Below are 16,605 nucleotides of genomic sequence, written 5' to 3' on the forward strand. Positions count from 1 at the left end.
TCGTAGACCCTACAGAGTCAAAGCATGCTCGCGTTCACTATGTGGTTCCCAAACAACAAACCCAGGTTTATTGTTCACGGGAAACAAACACCACAGTCCCACAGGAAAACACTCCTGTGACTAACCCCACCCCCGGTGGGAAACCGTCACAGCAACAAACCCTGTAGACTGTACAAAAGAAAATACTGATTGATCCACAAACAATCACCAACAAGAATTCCCCCCAACCCCCCACGGGTGCGGGAGCGGAGAACGAGTTACGGTGGTCATAGCGTGGGGGAAACGCCCGGTCCCATTCCGAACCCGGAAGCTAAGACCCACAGCGCCGATGGTACTGCATTCGTGAGGATGTGGGAGAGTAGGACACCGCCGGACAAACAGTAAACAGGTCGAGGCCCCACACCACACGGTGCGGGGCCTCCCTACTTTAACAACCCACCATCACCAACCCGGAACACAACCCACCACGGCCGCAACAATAGACTCGCCCGCACGGTCTGATCTGTGAACAAGGTACTCGGTCAGGGGCGGAAGAGCCTGCATGAAATCCAGCAGGACAAGGCGGGGATCGTGGCTAAATTCATCCTCGGCAACCAGGCCGATACCCAGGCCGGCCAGAACTGCCGCATGAACAGCTTCCCTGCTGTCAGCTTCGGTAATGTGCCCTGGAGTTACGCCATAACTTGCTAGCGCCGATTCCGTTGCGAGACGAGTGACGGAGCCAAGTTCGCGAACAATGATGGGCGCATCCCTGAGCGCCGTCAGATTTAGTTTCTTCAGGAGGGCATAGCGGGAGTCGCTGTGCACCACCGCCACCAGATCATGACTAGACAGGGCGGTGTACGCCAAATCAGGCCCCGGCGGGCCCTCGGCAACAATGCCCAGATCCAAAGAGCCGTTGATGACTGCCTTCTTGATGCTGGCTGAGTTTCCGGTGATGATGCGGATGCTTATCCCCGGATAGTTTGTGCGCAGCGCGGTGAGGATGGGGACAGCGTGGATGGGAGCGTCGGTACCAAACCGTAGGTGTCCGCGAAGGAGTCCGCCAGAGCCCAGCAGGTCTTGCGCCTCGGATTCGGCGGCAAAAAGCTTGGTGGCGATAACCATGAGCGCCTCACCCGCGCTGGTCAATTCCATTGCGTGTCCCTCCCTGCGAAGCAGCGCAAGCCCGTATTCGCTCTCTAGGAGGCGGACGTGTTCGGAGAGCGTGGGCTGGCGCAATCCGGCGGCCTGGGCCGCGGCGGTGTAGCCTCCATGGGTGGCGACCAGGTGGAAGGCGCGCAAGCGAGTCAAGTTCATAGGTTGAACCAATTATCTCTATAGGTTTTGTCGTTGATTTTGACTAATGATTCCAGAATTTCTATAGCGTTGCATTTATGAACACGAGATTTACACCCCGCCGCCCGCATGTGCTGGTAGTGGGCATTGACGGCATTCGCTTCGATTCTCTGCTGGCGGCAGCCACACCCGTCATGGACAGGCTCGCGGCAGACGGCGTACTCCTGCCTGTGCGCGTTCATGAAAAGAACTACACAGTCTCCGGACCCGTCTGGTCCACGGTTGCCACAGGCGTCTACATGGACAGACACAAAGTGGTGGACAACTCGAACCATCCTCCCGAGATGAAGATGTTCCCAGACTTTACCGCCCTGCTGCGGGCCCAGCGCCCCGAGCTGGAAACCATGATTGCCGCCAGCTGGTTCCCTCTCGCATCCGACGTTGAGTGTGGGCCGATCTTTTCCTCGCGCGGTTGGGTGAACGAGATAGACCCCGAACGTGAGAACAACAACCAAAGCTGGACCAAGGCCGATGATGAAGTAGCGGCGTATGCTTCCGCAAGGCTCCGGGAGGAGGAACTGGCGGTTAGCTTCGTCTACTTCGGCGAGAGTGACGTCAACGCCCACAACCACGGTGTGGGCCCTGACTACCTGGCGTGCATTGAACGTTGCGACGCGCGACTGGGGATGTTGCTGGACGCCATTGCAGCCCGTCCCTCGCGGGTGGAGGAGGACTGGACGGTCTTGGTTGTCACGGACCACGGACACCTTGATGCCGGTGGTCACGGTGGTGATAGCGACGAGGAGCGCACTGCCTGGATGCTCGCCTCGGGACCAACCGTACCGAACTCCATCACAGCCCTTGACCATGCCGATATTGCCATCCATGTGCTGGACACCTTCGGTGTGCCCGCGGTGGACCTCGACGGTGTCACGTTCGGTCACCGCTAAATGACGCCAGCAATTGCCGGGCTCGTCCTTTTCGCGGCATTGCTCCACAGCAGCTGGAACGCCATAGCGAAGGCCATTCCGGACAGACTTGCATCCTCGACGCTCATAGCACTGGTGTACTTGGTGGCCGGATTCATTGGCATATTCGTCTTCGGCTTGCCAGCGGCAGCGGCTTGGCCGTTCGTTGTTGTGTCGGCGTTCCTGCAGACGGCGTATCTGATCTTGCTGACCACCTCCTACAAGTACGGAGATTTCAGCCAGGTCTATCCGCTGGCGCGCGGCCTCGCAGTCCTTCTGATCGCCATCGTGGCCGTGACATTTCTGGCCGAAAACTTGAGCGTCCTGCAGTTGGCGGGTGTCGCCGTCGTCGGTGGATCGTTACTGGCACTGGCGCTCATAGGTAAAGGGTCCAGCCGACTGGGGGTCATGTTCGCCGTTCTCACGGGGATTTTTATAGCCGCCTACTCGCTTGTGGACGGGCTGGGGGTACGCGAATCGGGTAACCCGTTGGCGTACATTTCCTGGCTGTTCTTCTTGCAGGGATGGATGATTCCCGCGGTGTGTTGGCGCCTTTCACCGAGCCGCACCGTATATGTCGCCGGGATCAAGGCGCACTGGAAGCTTGGAGCTTTGGGCGGATTGCTGTCCATGCTCGCCTACGGGATGGTGGTCTGGGCGCAGAACATCGCCCCGCTGGCCCTGGTCTCGGCCTTGCGCGAGTCCTCTGTACTGCTGGCCGGTGTCATGGGCGCAGTGTTTTTCCGGGAAAAGTTCTCCCTTGTGCGGCTGGCACTGACGACGACGGCTGTCGCCGGGATTGCCGCACTGCAATTGGGCTGAAACTGGGCCCTGCGTGCTAACGCAGAATGATGTCGGTGGCTGTCGCCGGGGAACGTCCTGTGGAGACGAAACCCGAGACATTGGCTTGCGGGTGTTTGATGATGTCGGTGACCGAACCCAGGTGCTTGGAGAGGTCCACTTTGTCCTCCGGGGCCGCAAGGAGCAGCTGGAAGCCAAACTCTTGCAAGGCGTTGATGCCCGCGCCGGCGTACTCCGAGTTGGCCTGGATGAAAGCCTCGTCGATCATGACCGTGCCGTAGGTACTGTAACCCTGGGTATCTATACCCAGCTGGTAGGCCAGTGCGGCACCCATGATGAAGGAGGTGAAACGCTGCCCTTCACCGCCCGACAAGGTGCCCGGCTCCAGACCTAGCTCAACCTCGCCGTTGGGGCGATACTCATTGCAGCTGATGGTGACATGTTGGCGGACGTCCAGCACAGTGTCCGCCCAGTGCTGCAAGGAAGAATCGCTGAGAGCATCTACCAGGCGTTCCAATTGCAGGTAGCTGCTGGCCATGGTTTCCTCACCTGTCTTCGCGTAGGCGTTGCCCAGTGCTTCCTTGAGTTCGGTGCGGAACGCCCGGGCCTCGTCGGGAATGGTTGTTTTGACCTCGAGCCGCAGCCTGCTGCCCTTTTCAAAGGGCACGTCCTCCAAAATCTGGTTCAACGGCAGGATTCGATCTTCAATGGCGCGGCGCTCCTCTTCCAACAGAGCCAGCAGGTCCGAGAAGCGTTCGTAGGAGCGGTTGTTGAAGTACTCGCGGAACTCCTCCTGCCGTTGCGGCAATCCGTCCGCGAGAATGCGTTCGTGCAGCTCCTCATACGCCTCCACGGCGTCGACTCCGGTGCCATGGCTGGCACTGACTGAAGGGCCAAACTCGCGGGCAAAGGCCCTGAACGTCTCGCTGAGTGCGCCTTCTGTACGGAAGACCCGTTCCTTGACGGCGGCCAGGCGCTCACCCAAATCAACCGTGGCCTTGGTGAAAACGGCCTCCAGCTCGGCCAGCGTGGCGGGATCGCCGTCGGGAAGGTAACTGGCAAATTCGCCAAGAGCCCAGTCAGCGGCAGGGTTCTGGGCAGCCTTGCGGGCCAGCTTGTCACCTGAGGAACTGGCCGCGGAGAATTCCGTGTCGAGGCGGGACAAGTCATGGTGCAAGATCGCCACCTTGCCAACCCCTGCCTCTAGATCGGCCCTTGCGGACGTCAGGGAGTCCCGGATGTGGGCGAGCGTTGCGCTGCTCTCGATAGTGGCCTGCAGCGACGCCTGCAAGGTGGTCAGGGAAGCCGACAATGGGCCGCTGTCGAGTTGCTCGAACGACCGCTGGTCCTTGGCCACCCGCACTAGGGCATCCAGGCGGCCGGTCAGGGTTTCCTTTGCGTGGCTGCGCTGATCGGCCAAGGCAGTGGCGCTTTGGTACGCGGCAGCCAAATCGTCGGCCTGGGTTTCCAACTGGGCGATCTTGTCTACATTGTTAAAGCCCAGCAAGTAATCGCCCGGATTGACTTGGCGGGTGTCGCGTTCAAAGGTGGCGGAGTTGACCTTCAGCGTGCCGGCCAAAGAGATGACACGGTCGTGGCCGTGGAGCTCGGCGTCGCCTTCCACGCACCGGAACCCAAAATCACGGGTGATCTTGGCACGGAGCCAATCGCCGGCGTCGGAATTCTGAAATTCCATTTTTGCGACGAGATCCGTGGGGCCAGCCTCCAGAAGAGGGATTGGCGTGCCGATGTTGATCCAGCGCAGCTTCCCGTGATCGTCCAGGGAATTGATGGCGCCGGTGACGGCCTTGATGTCCTCGTTGCGCACCAGCAGCGTGGTAGCCATTGACCGCAGGACCTTCTCCGCGGCGGGGCGCCACTGGCTGTGTTCACTGGCAATATCCACCAATTCACCGGCAAACGGCATCAGCTCGGGCTCAAGGCCGGTTGCGGCGCAGATGGCGCGGCGGGCCGCGGCATTGCGGCCGTCAATGTTGCTGCCGCGGCGCTGGTAGGAGGCGATTTCCGCACGCAGCCTCTTCTCATCGGCCTTGGTGTTGATGCTGGCGGCCACCGCCTCATACTCGCGGGTGCGGGCAGTCTCCGTCTCGGCTTGTTGACGTTCGACGCCGTTTGCCGCCGCAAGGCGTGCGGCTGCCAGTCCCTGGGTGCTCCAGTCATATTCGAGATCGGCCAGCTCTAGGTCGTCGCGGACCGAAGCCTCCCGTCGGAGACGTTCCTCAAGCTCACGTTTGGCAGTGCGAATGTCCTTTTCGAGGCCCTCAATGGCCCGCCCACCGTGGTTGGCATGCTGCTCGTCCAGAGAGGCGACCGAGTCGGCCAGAGACTCCTTGGCGGCCGTGGCGGACTCAATCTCCTGGGCCTTTTCGGTGCGCTGTTCGGCCAAGGCAGCAGCCTTGGCGGCTAGTAGCTCCGCCTGGAACTGTTGGCGCAGCAGGGGCAGCTGAACATTTTTTAGCTCAACTGTACGAGAATGCGATTCTCTGAATTCACGCAATTTTCGGTGCAGTTCAGGAACCGGTGCCAATGCATCGCGCTGGCCCCGGGCATCTTGCAGCTGGCGGTAGATGCCACGCAGGTGGCTGAAGTCCTCGACGGCGGACTTGGCGGCGGCCATTGTGGCCGGGATGTCCAGCACTTCGTAGCGGAAGAACCTATTGACGCCCTTGTCCAGGCCCTTGCCGTTTTGCAGGGTGCGCAACAGGCTAAACGCCTTGTCGTTATCGATCCCGAGCCGGCGGCGGAACCTCTCGGCGAAGGTTCGGTGGACATCGAACGCCTCGGCGCCGGGGAGTGCTGCGTGCAGGGAGGAAGGCGAGAACCGGCGACTGCCGTGGTTTTCCAACGCCTCCGTATCCAGTGGCTTGTCGTGGGTGATGTAGTGCTTGCCTACCTGGCCTTCCAACCCATTGGCGGGCAAGTCGAACAGGGCGGCAATGCTGACCTGGCGGCCCAGGCCGTCCTCAAAGACCAAGGCTGTGGCAGACCAGGTGGCGCTTGGGCGTTGGTAGAGCGTGCCCTCGGCGGTCTTGATCTTACGCCCTCGCATGTAGCTAAAGGTGGTGCGGCGGTCCTTGCGGTTCGACGCCTCGTGGGCGGACTCGTTCAGCCGTGGGGCGGCGTAAAAGATGTGCTGGATACCGTCAAAAAGGGTGGATTTTCCTACGCCAGGGTGGCCGGTAAGCAAGGTGCCGGCCCTGTCGACATACATGGAGTGCCGCCCGTGGAAGGTGCCCCAGTTGATGATCTGGATCTGGCTGAGACGGTACTGCCCCGGGTTAAGTTCTTCGCCGATCGGCAAGGTCACTGCAATGCTCATTTAGAGGTTCTCCTCAAGGGGCGTTTGGGTGGCATCGTAGCCAGTGCCCGGTTCAAATATGTCCTCATCGGAGCCGTTGTCCAATGCGGCCAAGTAGGCCGGAATCTGATCGATCGAATCAAAGGGCAAGGCAAGTGCCAGCGCATTGCTGACCCTGTACTCGCCGCCCAGCTCAGTAGGCAGCAACAACTTCAATGCCAGCAACCTCGCCAGCGAGGAATCGGTCGCCTCATCCAGCCGCTTGTCATCCACGGTGCCGGGCTGGCGATGTTCAGCCAGGATTTCCCTGGCTCCGGCCCGGGTGATGGTGACATCGTTGCCGGTGCCCGCGTGCCGGTCAAGCAGTACTCGCAGGCGTAACGCCAGCAGTGTTTCTTCCCGGCGCAGGGGCTTGCGGGCCACAATCGGCTGGGTGTGGACGGCGTCGATCTGAGCGGGCGTCAACATGGCAATCTTGCGGTCCGTGTCCAAGGTGAGCAACAAAAAGATCTCGGACAGGTATTGCTGCAGCGAGGCACGGTGAGTCTGGATGGTTGTCCACAGTGCGGCATCCACGGTGCCGTCAATGTAGGGTCCGCGCAGCAGTCGCACCAGCGCCTGCCGAATCTCGAAGGGGAAGGCTCCAGTGTCCCCGATAAACAGGGCCCTTTCGGTACGGTACGGGTCTGTGCCTCCAGGAACAGAAGGTGCCGCGTCGGCGTCGTAGGTCTGCGAATCCAGTTCGGGGAGGTCGGTCATGGCGCGGAGTCCTTTGTGAAGGTGATCATCGGAACTCGGGCGGTGCGCTCCGAGCCGTCGATCTGGGTGAAGCGGAGGGTCTGGCTGTGGTCGGGGTCAAACGACTGGTCGGTGCCCCTGGCGGCAAGGATGAGGCCCCTGATGGTGTTGATGTGGTGCAGTTCAGGCGGCATTTCGGCATAAACATCGCTGAGGGTTGCGGTGCCGTTGCGGGCGGCCCTGGTGCGTGCGACGGCGGCGTGGACCGCTGGCATGTCGGCTTGCGCCGTGACGGGGGTGCGGTGGATGTCGGCGTCGCTGAGAGCCGGCGGGGCGGCTAGCTTGGGCGGCGGAATGTGATCCTCTGGGTTGAAGATCCCCAGTCCGGCCAAGGTTTCAAAGTCGGGGGAGAACAGCACCGGCGCGACCACGGGCGTGCGTGGGCGCAGAGGCGCTGTGGCCACCGCTTGCTCGGCCGCGTGGATGGCCTTGCGCAGCAGGATAGATTCCTTGAATTCATCCGAGCTGACGTAGCTGTGCAGACTCTCGGACAGCCGGCCGTAGATGGTGTGGACGTCATTGGCCTGGCGCCGCATCTCCTTGACCAGGGTTGCAAGATTGGCGCGTTCCTCGGTGCTGAGATGCTCGGAGAAGCCGCGTTCCAAGACCTCGTTGACCGATTGCCGGAAGCGCGCCTGCTGGATGGGGTCGTTTAGGAACTCGGTGAAGCCCTGGAAGGTCTCTCCCTCGGCGGTGTCTCGCAGCGCCTTATCGCCTTCCAGGACCTGGCCGACAGCCACGCCCTTCGTCACGGAGGACTCCATGATTTCCTGGCGTATGGTGTGCAGCATCAGCTCGACGCCGTCGCGCATCCGCTTGAAATCGGCGGGCAGGCTGGCGGCCAAGTCCAGAACGCTGCGCGTGGCGGCAACTGCGGAGGCGTCGGTGAGCACAGCCGGGCTTTGGCCGCCCTTCAGCGCCTCGATCTCGTTGCGTCGCTCCGCGATCTCTGCCTCCAGCGCCGCGATCCGGCTCTCCGGGTTCGGATCCGTTTGGAACGACAGCGTCTCAATACTTGTCAAAAGGGTGGCAAGGCGTGAGCTGTTGAGATTGGTGCGCTCAATGGTGAACGTTTCGAGGAACGTCAGCACCCGTGCCGTGGTGGCTGTAGGTTCGTAAATAAACCGGCCATCGACCATGGGGCGTGCCAGGAACTGGCTGCGAACCCACGAGTCGGCGTAATTGGAGGCCTGCCAGGCGTCGTTCAGGCTCAGGTTCTCGTGTCTGAGCTCCTTCATAAACGCGGCTAGATCGGCGTGGAACTGCTCCAGCGGCACTCGCTGCCTGGCAGGGGTAAACTCGGCCCGCAGGAAGGCAACCGTCCACGGCGCCGCCTGCATCAGCTTCCAGGCGGGGGAGTTCCGTAACTGTTTTTGCGCGTGCCACTGGGCAACGGCGTTTTCAGTGGAGCGCATGGAGGGGCCTTTGAAAGTCGGGGCGGGAACTCTTATTTTATCGCGTGGAACGTTGGGCGGAGATCAGGCTGCCGACGCAGGAAGCGGGCGTAAGCTGATGCCGGAATGCCAACGAAAGGAACGATCCGTTGAACTTTGTTGAAGAAGCCAGAATCATCCATCCAGGCCTGCGCGAGCTGCGCCGGTCATTGCACCGGGACCCTGAAGTGGGTTTGGACTTGCCCCGAACGCAGGCAAAGGTACTTGCGGCACTCGAAGGCCTGGGACTGGAGATCACACTAGGCACGCGGACCACCTCAATAACGGCCGTGCTCCGCGGTGTTTCCCCCGGCCCCACCGTGCTGCTGCGCGGGGACATGGACGCATTGCCGGTCATTGAAGAGACCAGTCTGGAGTACGCCTCGGGTAACAATGCCATGCACGCCTGCGGCCACGATCTGCACACGGCCGGCTTGGTCGGTGCCGCCCAACTCCTTGCGGCCCACCGCGAGGACCTCAAAGGGACCATCGTTTTCATGTTCCAGCCGGGCGAAGAGGGCTTTGACGGCGCCAAGGTCATGATCGAAGAAGGAATCCTTGAAATAGCCGGCAAACCCGACGCCGCCTACGGCTTGCATGTCATGCCAGGAGCACCTGGCGTGTTTGCCACCAAGCCCGGCCCGGTCATGTCCGGCGCCAGCGAGTTGAGAATCACCGTCCACGGCGAGGGAGGGCACGGCTCGGCCCCAGCGAATGCGCGCAACCCGGTGGCCGTGGTGGGTGTTCTGGTAGGCGAGTTGCAGTCCCTGGTGAACCGCCGGTTCTCCGTGTTCGAGCCCCTCATCCTGACCGTGACACAAATTCGCGGGAGCGACGCCGTCAACGTCATCCCCGGAACGGCCATGCTGGCTGCGACGGTGCGCAGTTTTGCTGCCGACACCGTTGACAGACTGCGCGAGGAGGTCACTGAACTCGCCAATGGGATGGCCGCAGCCCACGGCTGCACCGCAGAAGTGGACATTAAGTCCACCTTTCCCGTCACCATGAACGACGACGCTGAGACGGCTGCGGCACTTGGTGTCCTGTCCAAGACTTTTGGTGCCCAACGGGTGCACGTGCTGACGGACCCGGTCACGGCCTCCGAGGACTTCTCGCACGTACTCGCAGAGGTTCCGGGGGCGTTCGTGTTCTTGTCAGCATCACCTGCCGGGCTGGAAAACCCCGCCTACAACCATTCCCCGAAGGTGCTTTTCAACGACGATGTGCTCGGAGACCAAGCCGCAGCGCTCGCCGAACTGGCCTGGGCAAGGATCCAGCGCGGATGACGTGCCGGGCGGGTGTCAACGCCACTCACACAGTCCAATGAACGCGCCCAGTTCGGCCATGCCCGACGGTGTGGCCGGCATGAAGTTCGTCAACTCAGGGGACCGGATGATCACAGCCCGCCACTGCCCACGGGAAATTGCCACATTGATGCGGTTCCGGTTCAGCAGGAACTCCATGCCCCGCGGGGCTCCGGAGGGATCGGCGCAGGCCATGCTCACGATGACAACGGGGGCTTCCTGCCCCTGAAACTTGTCCACCGTGCCTACCTTTACCTCCGGCAGCCCGGCCGAATCCAGGACCCCACGTACCAGGTGGACCTGAGCGTTGTAGGCGGCAACGACCAGGAAATCCTCCTGTCCCAAGGGCCGGGGTTCCTGGCCCGGTCCCGGCGTCCACGCCAACCCAAGCTGATCCCTGATTTGCTGCGCCACCGCGGTGGCTTCCTCCGGGGACGACTGTTTGTTTTCCCGTTCGCTCCCGGCGGCTTGCGGCACGAGGATAGTTTCGACACCAGCTGGCTTGCCTGCCAAGTGACGCAGGGACGCGGCCGGCGCTGATTCCAGCTTGCCCTCGTAGCTTAGCCGCGACACCGCCCCGCACAGCGCGGGGTGCATACGCCACGAATCGGCAAGGAAGTACCCCATTTCGGGCGGCAAGGTGGGATGACCGGCCGACAACCAACCCAAAGCTGACTCATCCACCGGAACAGGGTGGGAACCCTGGGTGACCTGGGGTAGTTGTTGCGGGTCGCCCAGCAGCAACAAGCGCCGGGCGGATTGTGCGACAGCTAAGGTGTTGGCCAGCGAATACTGTCCGGCCTCATCGATGACCAGCAAATCCAACGAACCGGCCGGCACATTGGCGCCCGTCATGGTCCACGCGGTGCCGCCGATCAATGCTCCCTCCGCCGAACTCAACAGCCTGCCGAACTGCTTGTCATCGGTGATCTCCCACGGCACATCGTGCGGCGTGGCAAGTTTCTTTCCGACCCTTGTTGGGTCCACGCCGGCCTTGTCGATGGCAGCCCGCAGCATGTTCTCCACGACGGCATGCGACTGGCCCACCACACCAACCTTCCAGCCCTGCGCCACCAGATTTGCGATGACATGGGAGCCCACATGGGTTTTGCCGGTTCCGGGCGGCCCCTGCACCGCGAGGTAGGAATGGTCCAGCTCCAGCACGGCCGCAGTGATGGCGCCGACGTAGTCGGCCCGATCCTCGCCGTCGTCGCCTTGACGGAGGACGACGGCGGGCAGGCTTGTGCCGTTGGCTAACCTGGGCGCGGCCTTGCGAAGGATTTCCACGCCCGGATGCATGGGAAGGTGCGGAAGGGAGCCGCCCACGGTGTCTGCCAGGGCGGTCAGGGCGGCCTTGAGCGACTTTGAATTGATGGGCTGGTCGGGGGTCAGTGCCAGGGGGAATTGGCTGTGCGCGGGCATCTTCTTGGAGACCTTTTCCTTCACCACAAGAATGGTGAGCTCCGGGGAGTCCGGGGCTGAAATGTTCTCCACGATGGTCATGTTGAAGTCGCCGCCACGTCCCAGTTTGCTGGCCGCCGTCTCGTCAAAGCCATCCGGCAGGGGCGCATCAAACATGCCAAACCACGAGGTGCCGGGGCGGAAATCGGAGCCCTCGGTGGCGTCCCCGGTCAGCCGCAGTGTCCTGACTTCGTTGGAACGAGGCGTTGGTTTGACCCAGTCCTCGATGATTTCGGCGGTACGCACCACGAAGATGTTGCGTTCGGTCGGCCAGTCGTCCACGCTCCGGTCCAGCCGGTCGAAGTGCCCCCACCAGAACTGTTTGTCTTCGCGGCGGTGATAGCTGGCGGCGGCGGACACCATAGCGATGGCGTTCTCATCGGGGGTGAGTTTGTGGTCTTTCTCGGCTCGAAGCTCGCCGATGTAGGCGTCCAGCTTCGCCTCACCGGGGCCGGGCTCATAGGCGTTCGCGGGCGCGGCGGTGCCCTCTAGCTGGTGTTGTTTGCCGCTGCCCTCGGTCCAGGTGTCCACCACGGTGGCTGCGCCGATCTCTATCAGCCAGTCCCTCAGACGCATCGTGGAGAGGCAGTCGTACTCGTTGTAGGCGCTGATGGAGGCCAGAATCGTTTCAGCCTCGGCGGCCTTGGCCGCATCCCCAGCCAGTCCGGCGTCGCGCGCGGCACAGTAGTCGGCGTAGGCCACCACGGAGGCGCCAGCGTTTGTTACCTCGCCCTTACGCGCGTCCGACATGTAGAACGGCTCCAACTTCTTGATGGAGTACGACGCCTCGGATATCCGCACCGACTGCCGAACGGTGTCCAACAGGTCCACGAGCAGGCCGGCGCGCAACCAATCGTCCACCGTGTCCTCGGCGGCCTTGTCGCCGTGCAGGATCGCCAGATTGCGCAGGGCGGATTTCTCATACGGCGCGTAGTGATAGACGTGCATGTCTGGGTGTGCCGCCCGCCGTTGTTCCACATAGGCGAGGAAGTCCAGGAAAGCCTGCCGTTCCTGGGCTCGCGAATGCGCCCAGAACGGCACGAACGCTTCCTTGGTTCCGGGCTCAGCGCCGGGGGCAGGGGTCTCGATGGATCCGAAGAGGTACTCGATGCCCCATTTTTCCGTGGCCGGGTCCTGCCAGAGGGGATCGCCCTCAAAATCAAAGAAGATGTCGCCATCGCTTGGTGCGGGCAGGCGGCTAGTACTTTCGCGCAGCACCTTGTAGCTGACCTGGTGGGCGTTGGGCCCCTCGCCAGCCGTGGCTGTGCCGTCCACCGCTTCCTTGCCCAGTTGCATGCGGGCCTGGCTGCGCAGCCGGGACAACGGCCCGGTGGCCGTTGTCACTGGCATCGAGGCGAGTGCATCGACTGTGGTGATGTTTTGGGCCAGTAGCTTACGGCGCACCGATCCGCTCATGCCGTTGACCAGCAACAAGTCCTGGTTCAGGCGGACCTGCTCGGAACAGTAGTCGCAGCGGCCGCAGTAGCTGAGGCCGTCCTGCATCCACTTGACCGTTTCAGTCTGGGCCCTGTGCCCGGAGGTGAGTGCCAGAAAGTTCCGACGCCGTTCGCGGAAGACCGGAAGGAGATCGGCCATGGGGTGGTTGCTTTCGCTGCGGTCACCGAGCATCAGCGTTGTCACCGCGGCCACGGGAATCCCATATTTTTCCAACTGGTCCCCGTACGCGGCCAATTGCAGCAGTGCGCTGACCCTGGCATGGCGGGCCAACTTGGTGTCCCACACGGCATACGAACCATCGCTTTGCCTGATCAGGAAGTCGGCGAAACCCACCAAGGAGCCGTCAAAGAACGTGGCCTGGAAGACGACGTCGGCTCCGCCCCGCAGCGCCGCGAGCGTCTCCTCCCGCTTGGATTCCAGACCGTCCCTGCTTGGCGCCGTGCGCTCGAGAATCTTCACCCCGCGCCCGGTTGCCGGGTTCCACGGGCCGTGCTCGGCCGTGAGTTCGTGAAGAATCTTATGCTCAAAGGCGTCCCCCAGTTCGGAGGCTCGTTTGAGCATGGCGTCCTCGGGGAAGGCTGGCTTCGGTGCCCTGCCAAGTTTCGTGTCCAAGATCCGCAGGGTGCGGTACTGGCACTCGCTGGCAACCACCAGGTCGGATGCTGAAAAGATCAGCGGCGCGTCGCCACCTGCGGGGGAGTCAAGCAAAAACACGTCGGAGCCTTCCAATGGGGAGGGTGCAGTCCCTTGAATCTAGCAAGGGGTACCGACAATTCAGGTTTCGGTTGAGCCCGCGGTGGCATGATGGGAGCAAAGGTCCGGATTTCACCATGCCCAAACCCTTCGGAGTTGCCATGCCCACGTTCAGCTACACCACAGCCCTTCCCTTTCCGCGGGCCGAGGTTTTCGCATGGTTCACCCGGCCCGGCGCCTTGGTGCGACTCACGCCGTCGTTCTTTGGAAAGGTGCTGGCGGAGTCCAGTCACGGCATCAACCCAGGCTCGACGGCGTCCATGGGCGTGGGTGCGCCCGGCGGCTTGGGCATGTGGCTGGGGGCGGCAACGGGGACCGCCCACGGCCTGCTGCCACAAGCTTTGAGTGGGCTACGGTCGATCCGTCCCGAGCTGCGGTGGGATGCACTCCACACGGAGCTGGTGCCAGGCGAGAAGTTCACGGATGTCATGACCAACGGCCCCCTGACCAGCTGGACGCACCACCACACCTTTGCCGACGGGAGGGCCCAGGGCAGCACCGTCATGACGGACACCGTGAACTATGAGCTGCCCGCGGTGGCTGCGGGACACTGGGCGAGGCAGCGCTTTGAGGCCGAGTTGGGTCGAATGTTTGCTTTCCGGGAAAGGCAACTGCTGGGGGACCTGGCATTCCATGCCAGCCACGACGGAGACGCCCGCACCATTGCAGTGACGGGAGCCTCCGGACTGGTTGGCTCGCAGCTGTGTGCCCTGTTGACCGGGGGCGGACATACCGTCCTGAAGCTGGTGCGTCGGCCGCCACGCAATGCATCGGAGATCTTTTGGGACCCCGCCACTGGGACCTTGGACGCCGCTTCCCTGGCCGCCTGCGACGCTGTCATTCACCTGGCGGGGCACACCATTGGTGGAAGATTTACGGCCAAGAACAAGGACGCGATCTACCGCAGCCGTATCCAGGGCACCGGGCTGCTAGCCGAAAAGTTGGCTTTGCTTGCTGCCGACGGACGGCAACGGGTGATGGTCTCCGGATCCGCCGTGGGGTACTACGGTGCATCCCCCCACGGGCCCGGCGGGCACCACGATGGCCACGATTCCCGGGCGCTGGAAGAGTCCGATCCGGCAGGCTCAGACTTTTTGGCACAAGTGTGCCGTGATTGGGAGGCGGCGTGTAGGCCGGCGGCCGACGCGGGGCTTCGGGTTGTCAACGTCCGCACGGGTCTGGTGCTGTCTGCCGCAGGAGGTGTGCTTCAAACACTTCTGCCCCTATACCTGGCTGGGGTTGGCGGACCCTTGGGGAAGGACCAGTGGCAGAGCTGGGTTGGGATTGATGACATCGCCGGGATCTTCGCCCACGCGGCCCTGACCCCCTCCTTGCAAGGACCTGTCAATGGGGTGGCGCCGCACCCTGTCACGGCCGAACAATTCGCTCACACCCTAGGTGCCGTGCTGCACAGGCCCGCGCGGCTAAAAGTGCCCGCGGCGGGGCCAGTCCTGTTGCTGGGGAAGGAAGGTGCCGCAGAGCTTGCACTGGCCAGCCAGCGGGTTTCCTGCGCCAAGGTTGTGACCAGCGGCTACGAGTTCAGGAACGAGTCGCTAGATGCGGCCCTCAAGCACATTCTGGGCGCCTGAGGCTTCCCCTATGCGTCGGACTCGGCACGGGTTCGGCGCCAGTGACCAAGATGCGCGAAACTCGTTGCGGGTCGAGTGCGGCAAGTTCGCTAACGGTGCACTCAGGCCGCGGTGTCCTGGTTTGCGGGGGTGGTAAGCGGGCTCCGGAAGGCCCGCACGGCCAGGATGACGATGGGGATCAGGACTATCAGGGCCACGATATTCACCCAGCGGAAGCCGCCCGCCGTGAGCACCGGCCCGGCCACGGCGGCCATACCAGCGGCGCCAAAGTTCATCATCATGTCACTGGCGCCCTGCAGCGGAACCCGGATTTCCTGGGGTGCGGAGGCGCTGAGCAGGGACGATCCACCGATGAGGCACGCGGACCAGCCCAGCCCCAAGGTGGTGAGTGCTATCGACATGAATAGGGGATCGCTGCTGTCCGAGACCAGGGCGCCGAGGATGATCGCCGCCAAGAAGATGACACATCCGGCCAGGACCACCCGCAGCGCGCCAAGCTTATCCACCAGCCAGCCGAACACGGGGCTCGCCGCATACATCCCCACAATGTGCAGGCTGATCACCAGGCCGATGATCTCCAGGGAATGCCCGTGCGCGTTCATGGACACCGGCGTCATGACCATCACGCCCACCATAATCATGTGCCCGCCGGTCACCGCGGCAAGCGCGGCCAGCGCTCGCGGGCTCCTTGCGGCGATGCGCAGCGCTGTCCAAGCGCCGGGTCCCTTTTCCTTCTTCCCCGCCTGGGCAGGGGCGACAGCGTCATCCGCCACCGCCGAAGGTGCCGGCTTGGGTGCCCCCAGAAAGAAGGTGGCGATTACCAAGGCAGCCGTGACAAACGCGACCAGGGAAAAGATGAACGGACCGGAGAGCGGCACCATCTCGAGGCTGATGCCCAGCTGGCGACCTGGCTCGGAAAGGTTGGGGCCGGCCACCGATCCCACGGTGGTGGCCCAGATGACGATCGCCATGGCCCGGCCAGCCTTCTCCGGGGCCACGCCGTCCACCGCCGCATACCGGGCCTGAAGCCCCGAAGCGCTGGCGGCGCCAAAGAACAGCATGCCAACTGCCATCAACCAGAACTGGCCAAGGCTCGCGGCGAGCAGGACCAGCACCGCGCCCAAGGCTCCCAGGGCAAACCCGGTGCTCAACGCCCAGCGGCGCCCCGCCCGGACGGCAAGATTGGCCAACGGCACCGCCACCAGCCCGGCACCCAAGGTGGAGGCCGTCTGCACAAAACCGGAGGCCGCCGTGGTGCCCGCCAGCTGCGCGGCAAGAATACCGCCCACGGAGATCCCCGACGCCACGCCCACGCCCGAGAGGAGCTGGCCGATCACCAACACCAGCTGGTTGCGGCGCTGGCGCGAACGCTGTGTGGTTTTCTCACGGGACTGCAGGGCTGCGGGGGTGCTCATGGACTCCTTGCGGCGAAGACGGGGCCGC

The 16,605-nt window shown here is 62.9% G+C and carries 10 protein-coding genes and 1 rRNA gene; 5 read left to right on the forward strand and 6 right to left on the reverse strand.

Annotated features, from left to right (window positions below; translation table 11 throughout):
- The first annotated feature begins 258 nt into the window (after positions 1-258).
- A 5S ribosomal RNA gene (gene rrf / locus CXQ94_RS03260) occupies positions 259-375 on the forward strand.
- Positions 376-441: 66 nt separating this feature from the next.
- Here rrf and CXQ94_RS03265 read toward each other — a convergent pair.
- Positions 442-1,299: a LysR substrate-binding domain-containing protein gene (locus tag CXQ94_RS03265; RefSeq protein ID WP_104086808.1), complete on the reverse strand. Its 858-nt coding sequence runs from the start codon at positions 1,297-1,299 to the stop codon at positions 442-444.
- 77 nt (positions 1,300-1,376) lie between these two features.
- Between CXQ94_RS03265 and CXQ94_RS03270 the strand changes: the two genes are divergently transcribed.
- Both CXQ94_RS03270 and CXQ94_RS03275 read left to right on the forward strand, forming a co-directional pair.
- On the forward strand, positions 1,377-2,228 hold the full coding sequence (locus tag CXQ94_RS03270) for an alkaline phosphatase family protein (RefSeq protein ID WP_104086809.1): 852 nt from the start codon (positions 1,377-1,379) through the stop codon (positions 2,226-2,228).
- The gene (locus CXQ94_RS03275; RefSeq protein ID WP_104086810.1) at positions 2,229-3,068 is read left to right on the forward strand and encodes an EamA family transporter; all 840 of its coding nucleotides are present in this window, start codon (positions 2,229-2,231) and stop codon (positions 3,066-3,068) included.
- A gap of 16 nt (positions 3,069-3,084) precedes the next feature.
- On the opposite strand, the gene CXQ94_RS03280 is transcribed toward CXQ94_RS03275, so the two are convergent.
- From CXQ94_RS03280 to CXQ94_RS03290, 3 genes are read right to left on the reverse strand one after another with little or no spacing between them, the layout of a single operon-like run.
- The gene (locus CXQ94_RS03280; protein WP_104086811.1) at positions 3,085-6,387 is read right to left on the reverse strand and encodes an ATP-binding protein; all 3,303 of its coding nucleotides are present in this window, start codon (positions 6,385-6,387) and stop codon (positions 3,085-3,087) included.
- Positions 6,388-7,125 carry a DUF4194 domain-containing protein gene (locus CXQ94_RS03285; protein ID WP_104086812.1) on the reverse strand — a complete coding sequence of 246 codons (738 nt, stop codon included), beginning with the start codon at positions 7,123-7,125 and terminating at the stop codon, positions 6,388-6,390.
- Positions 7,122-8,579: a DUF3375 domain-containing protein gene (locus CXQ94_RS03290; RefSeq protein ID WP_104086813.1), complete on the reverse strand. Its 1,458-nt coding sequence runs from the start codon at positions 8,577-8,579 to the stop codon at positions 7,122-7,124. Before CXQ94_RS03290 ends, CXQ94_RS03285 begins: the two co-directional genes overlap by 4 nt.
- A 128-nt stretch (positions 8,580-8,707) precedes the next feature.
- Here CXQ94_RS03290 and CXQ94_RS03295 point away from each other — a divergent pair, with 128 nt between their 5' ends.
- Positions 8,708-9,883, forward strand: coding sequence for a M20 family metallopeptidase (locus tag CXQ94_RS03295; RefSeq protein WP_104086814.1), 1,176 nt, complete (start codon positions 8,708-8,710; stop codon positions 9,881-9,883).
- Between the two features lie 15 nt (positions 9,884-9,898).
- Here the strand turns inward: CXQ94_RS03295 and CXQ94_RS03300 are convergent, their stop codons facing one another.
- Positions 9,899-13,534, reverse strand: coding sequence for a bifunctional RecB family nuclease/DEAD/DEAH box helicase (locus CXQ94_RS03300; RefSeq protein ID WP_104086815.1), 3,636 nt, complete (start codon positions 13,532-13,534; stop codon positions 9,899-9,901).
- A 116-nt stretch (positions 13,535-13,650) separates the two neighbouring features.
- Here CXQ94_RS03300 and CXQ94_RS03305 point away from each other — a divergent pair, with 116 nt between their 5' ends.
- Complete coding sequence (locus CXQ94_RS03305; RefSeq protein ID WP_258066635.1) at positions 13,651-15,162, forward strand: TIGR01777 family oxidoreductase; 1,512 nt, start codon at positions 13,651-13,653, stop codon at positions 15,160-15,162.
- Positions 15,163-15,263: 101 nt separating this feature from the next.
- Here the strand turns inward: CXQ94_RS03305 and CXQ94_RS03310 are convergent, their stop codons facing one another.
- A complete protein-coding gene (locus CXQ94_RS03310; RefSeq protein ID WP_104086816.1) occupies positions 15,264-16,577 on the reverse strand; it encodes an MFS transporter in 1,314 nt (437 codons plus the stop codon).
- Positions 16,578-16,605: the final 28 nt, after the last annotated feature.

Source organism: Arthrobacter sp. GMC3 (assembly GCF_002929305.1).
Taxonomy (GTDB): domain Bacteria; phylum Actinomycetota; class Actinomycetes; order Actinomycetales; family Micrococcaceae; genus Specibacter.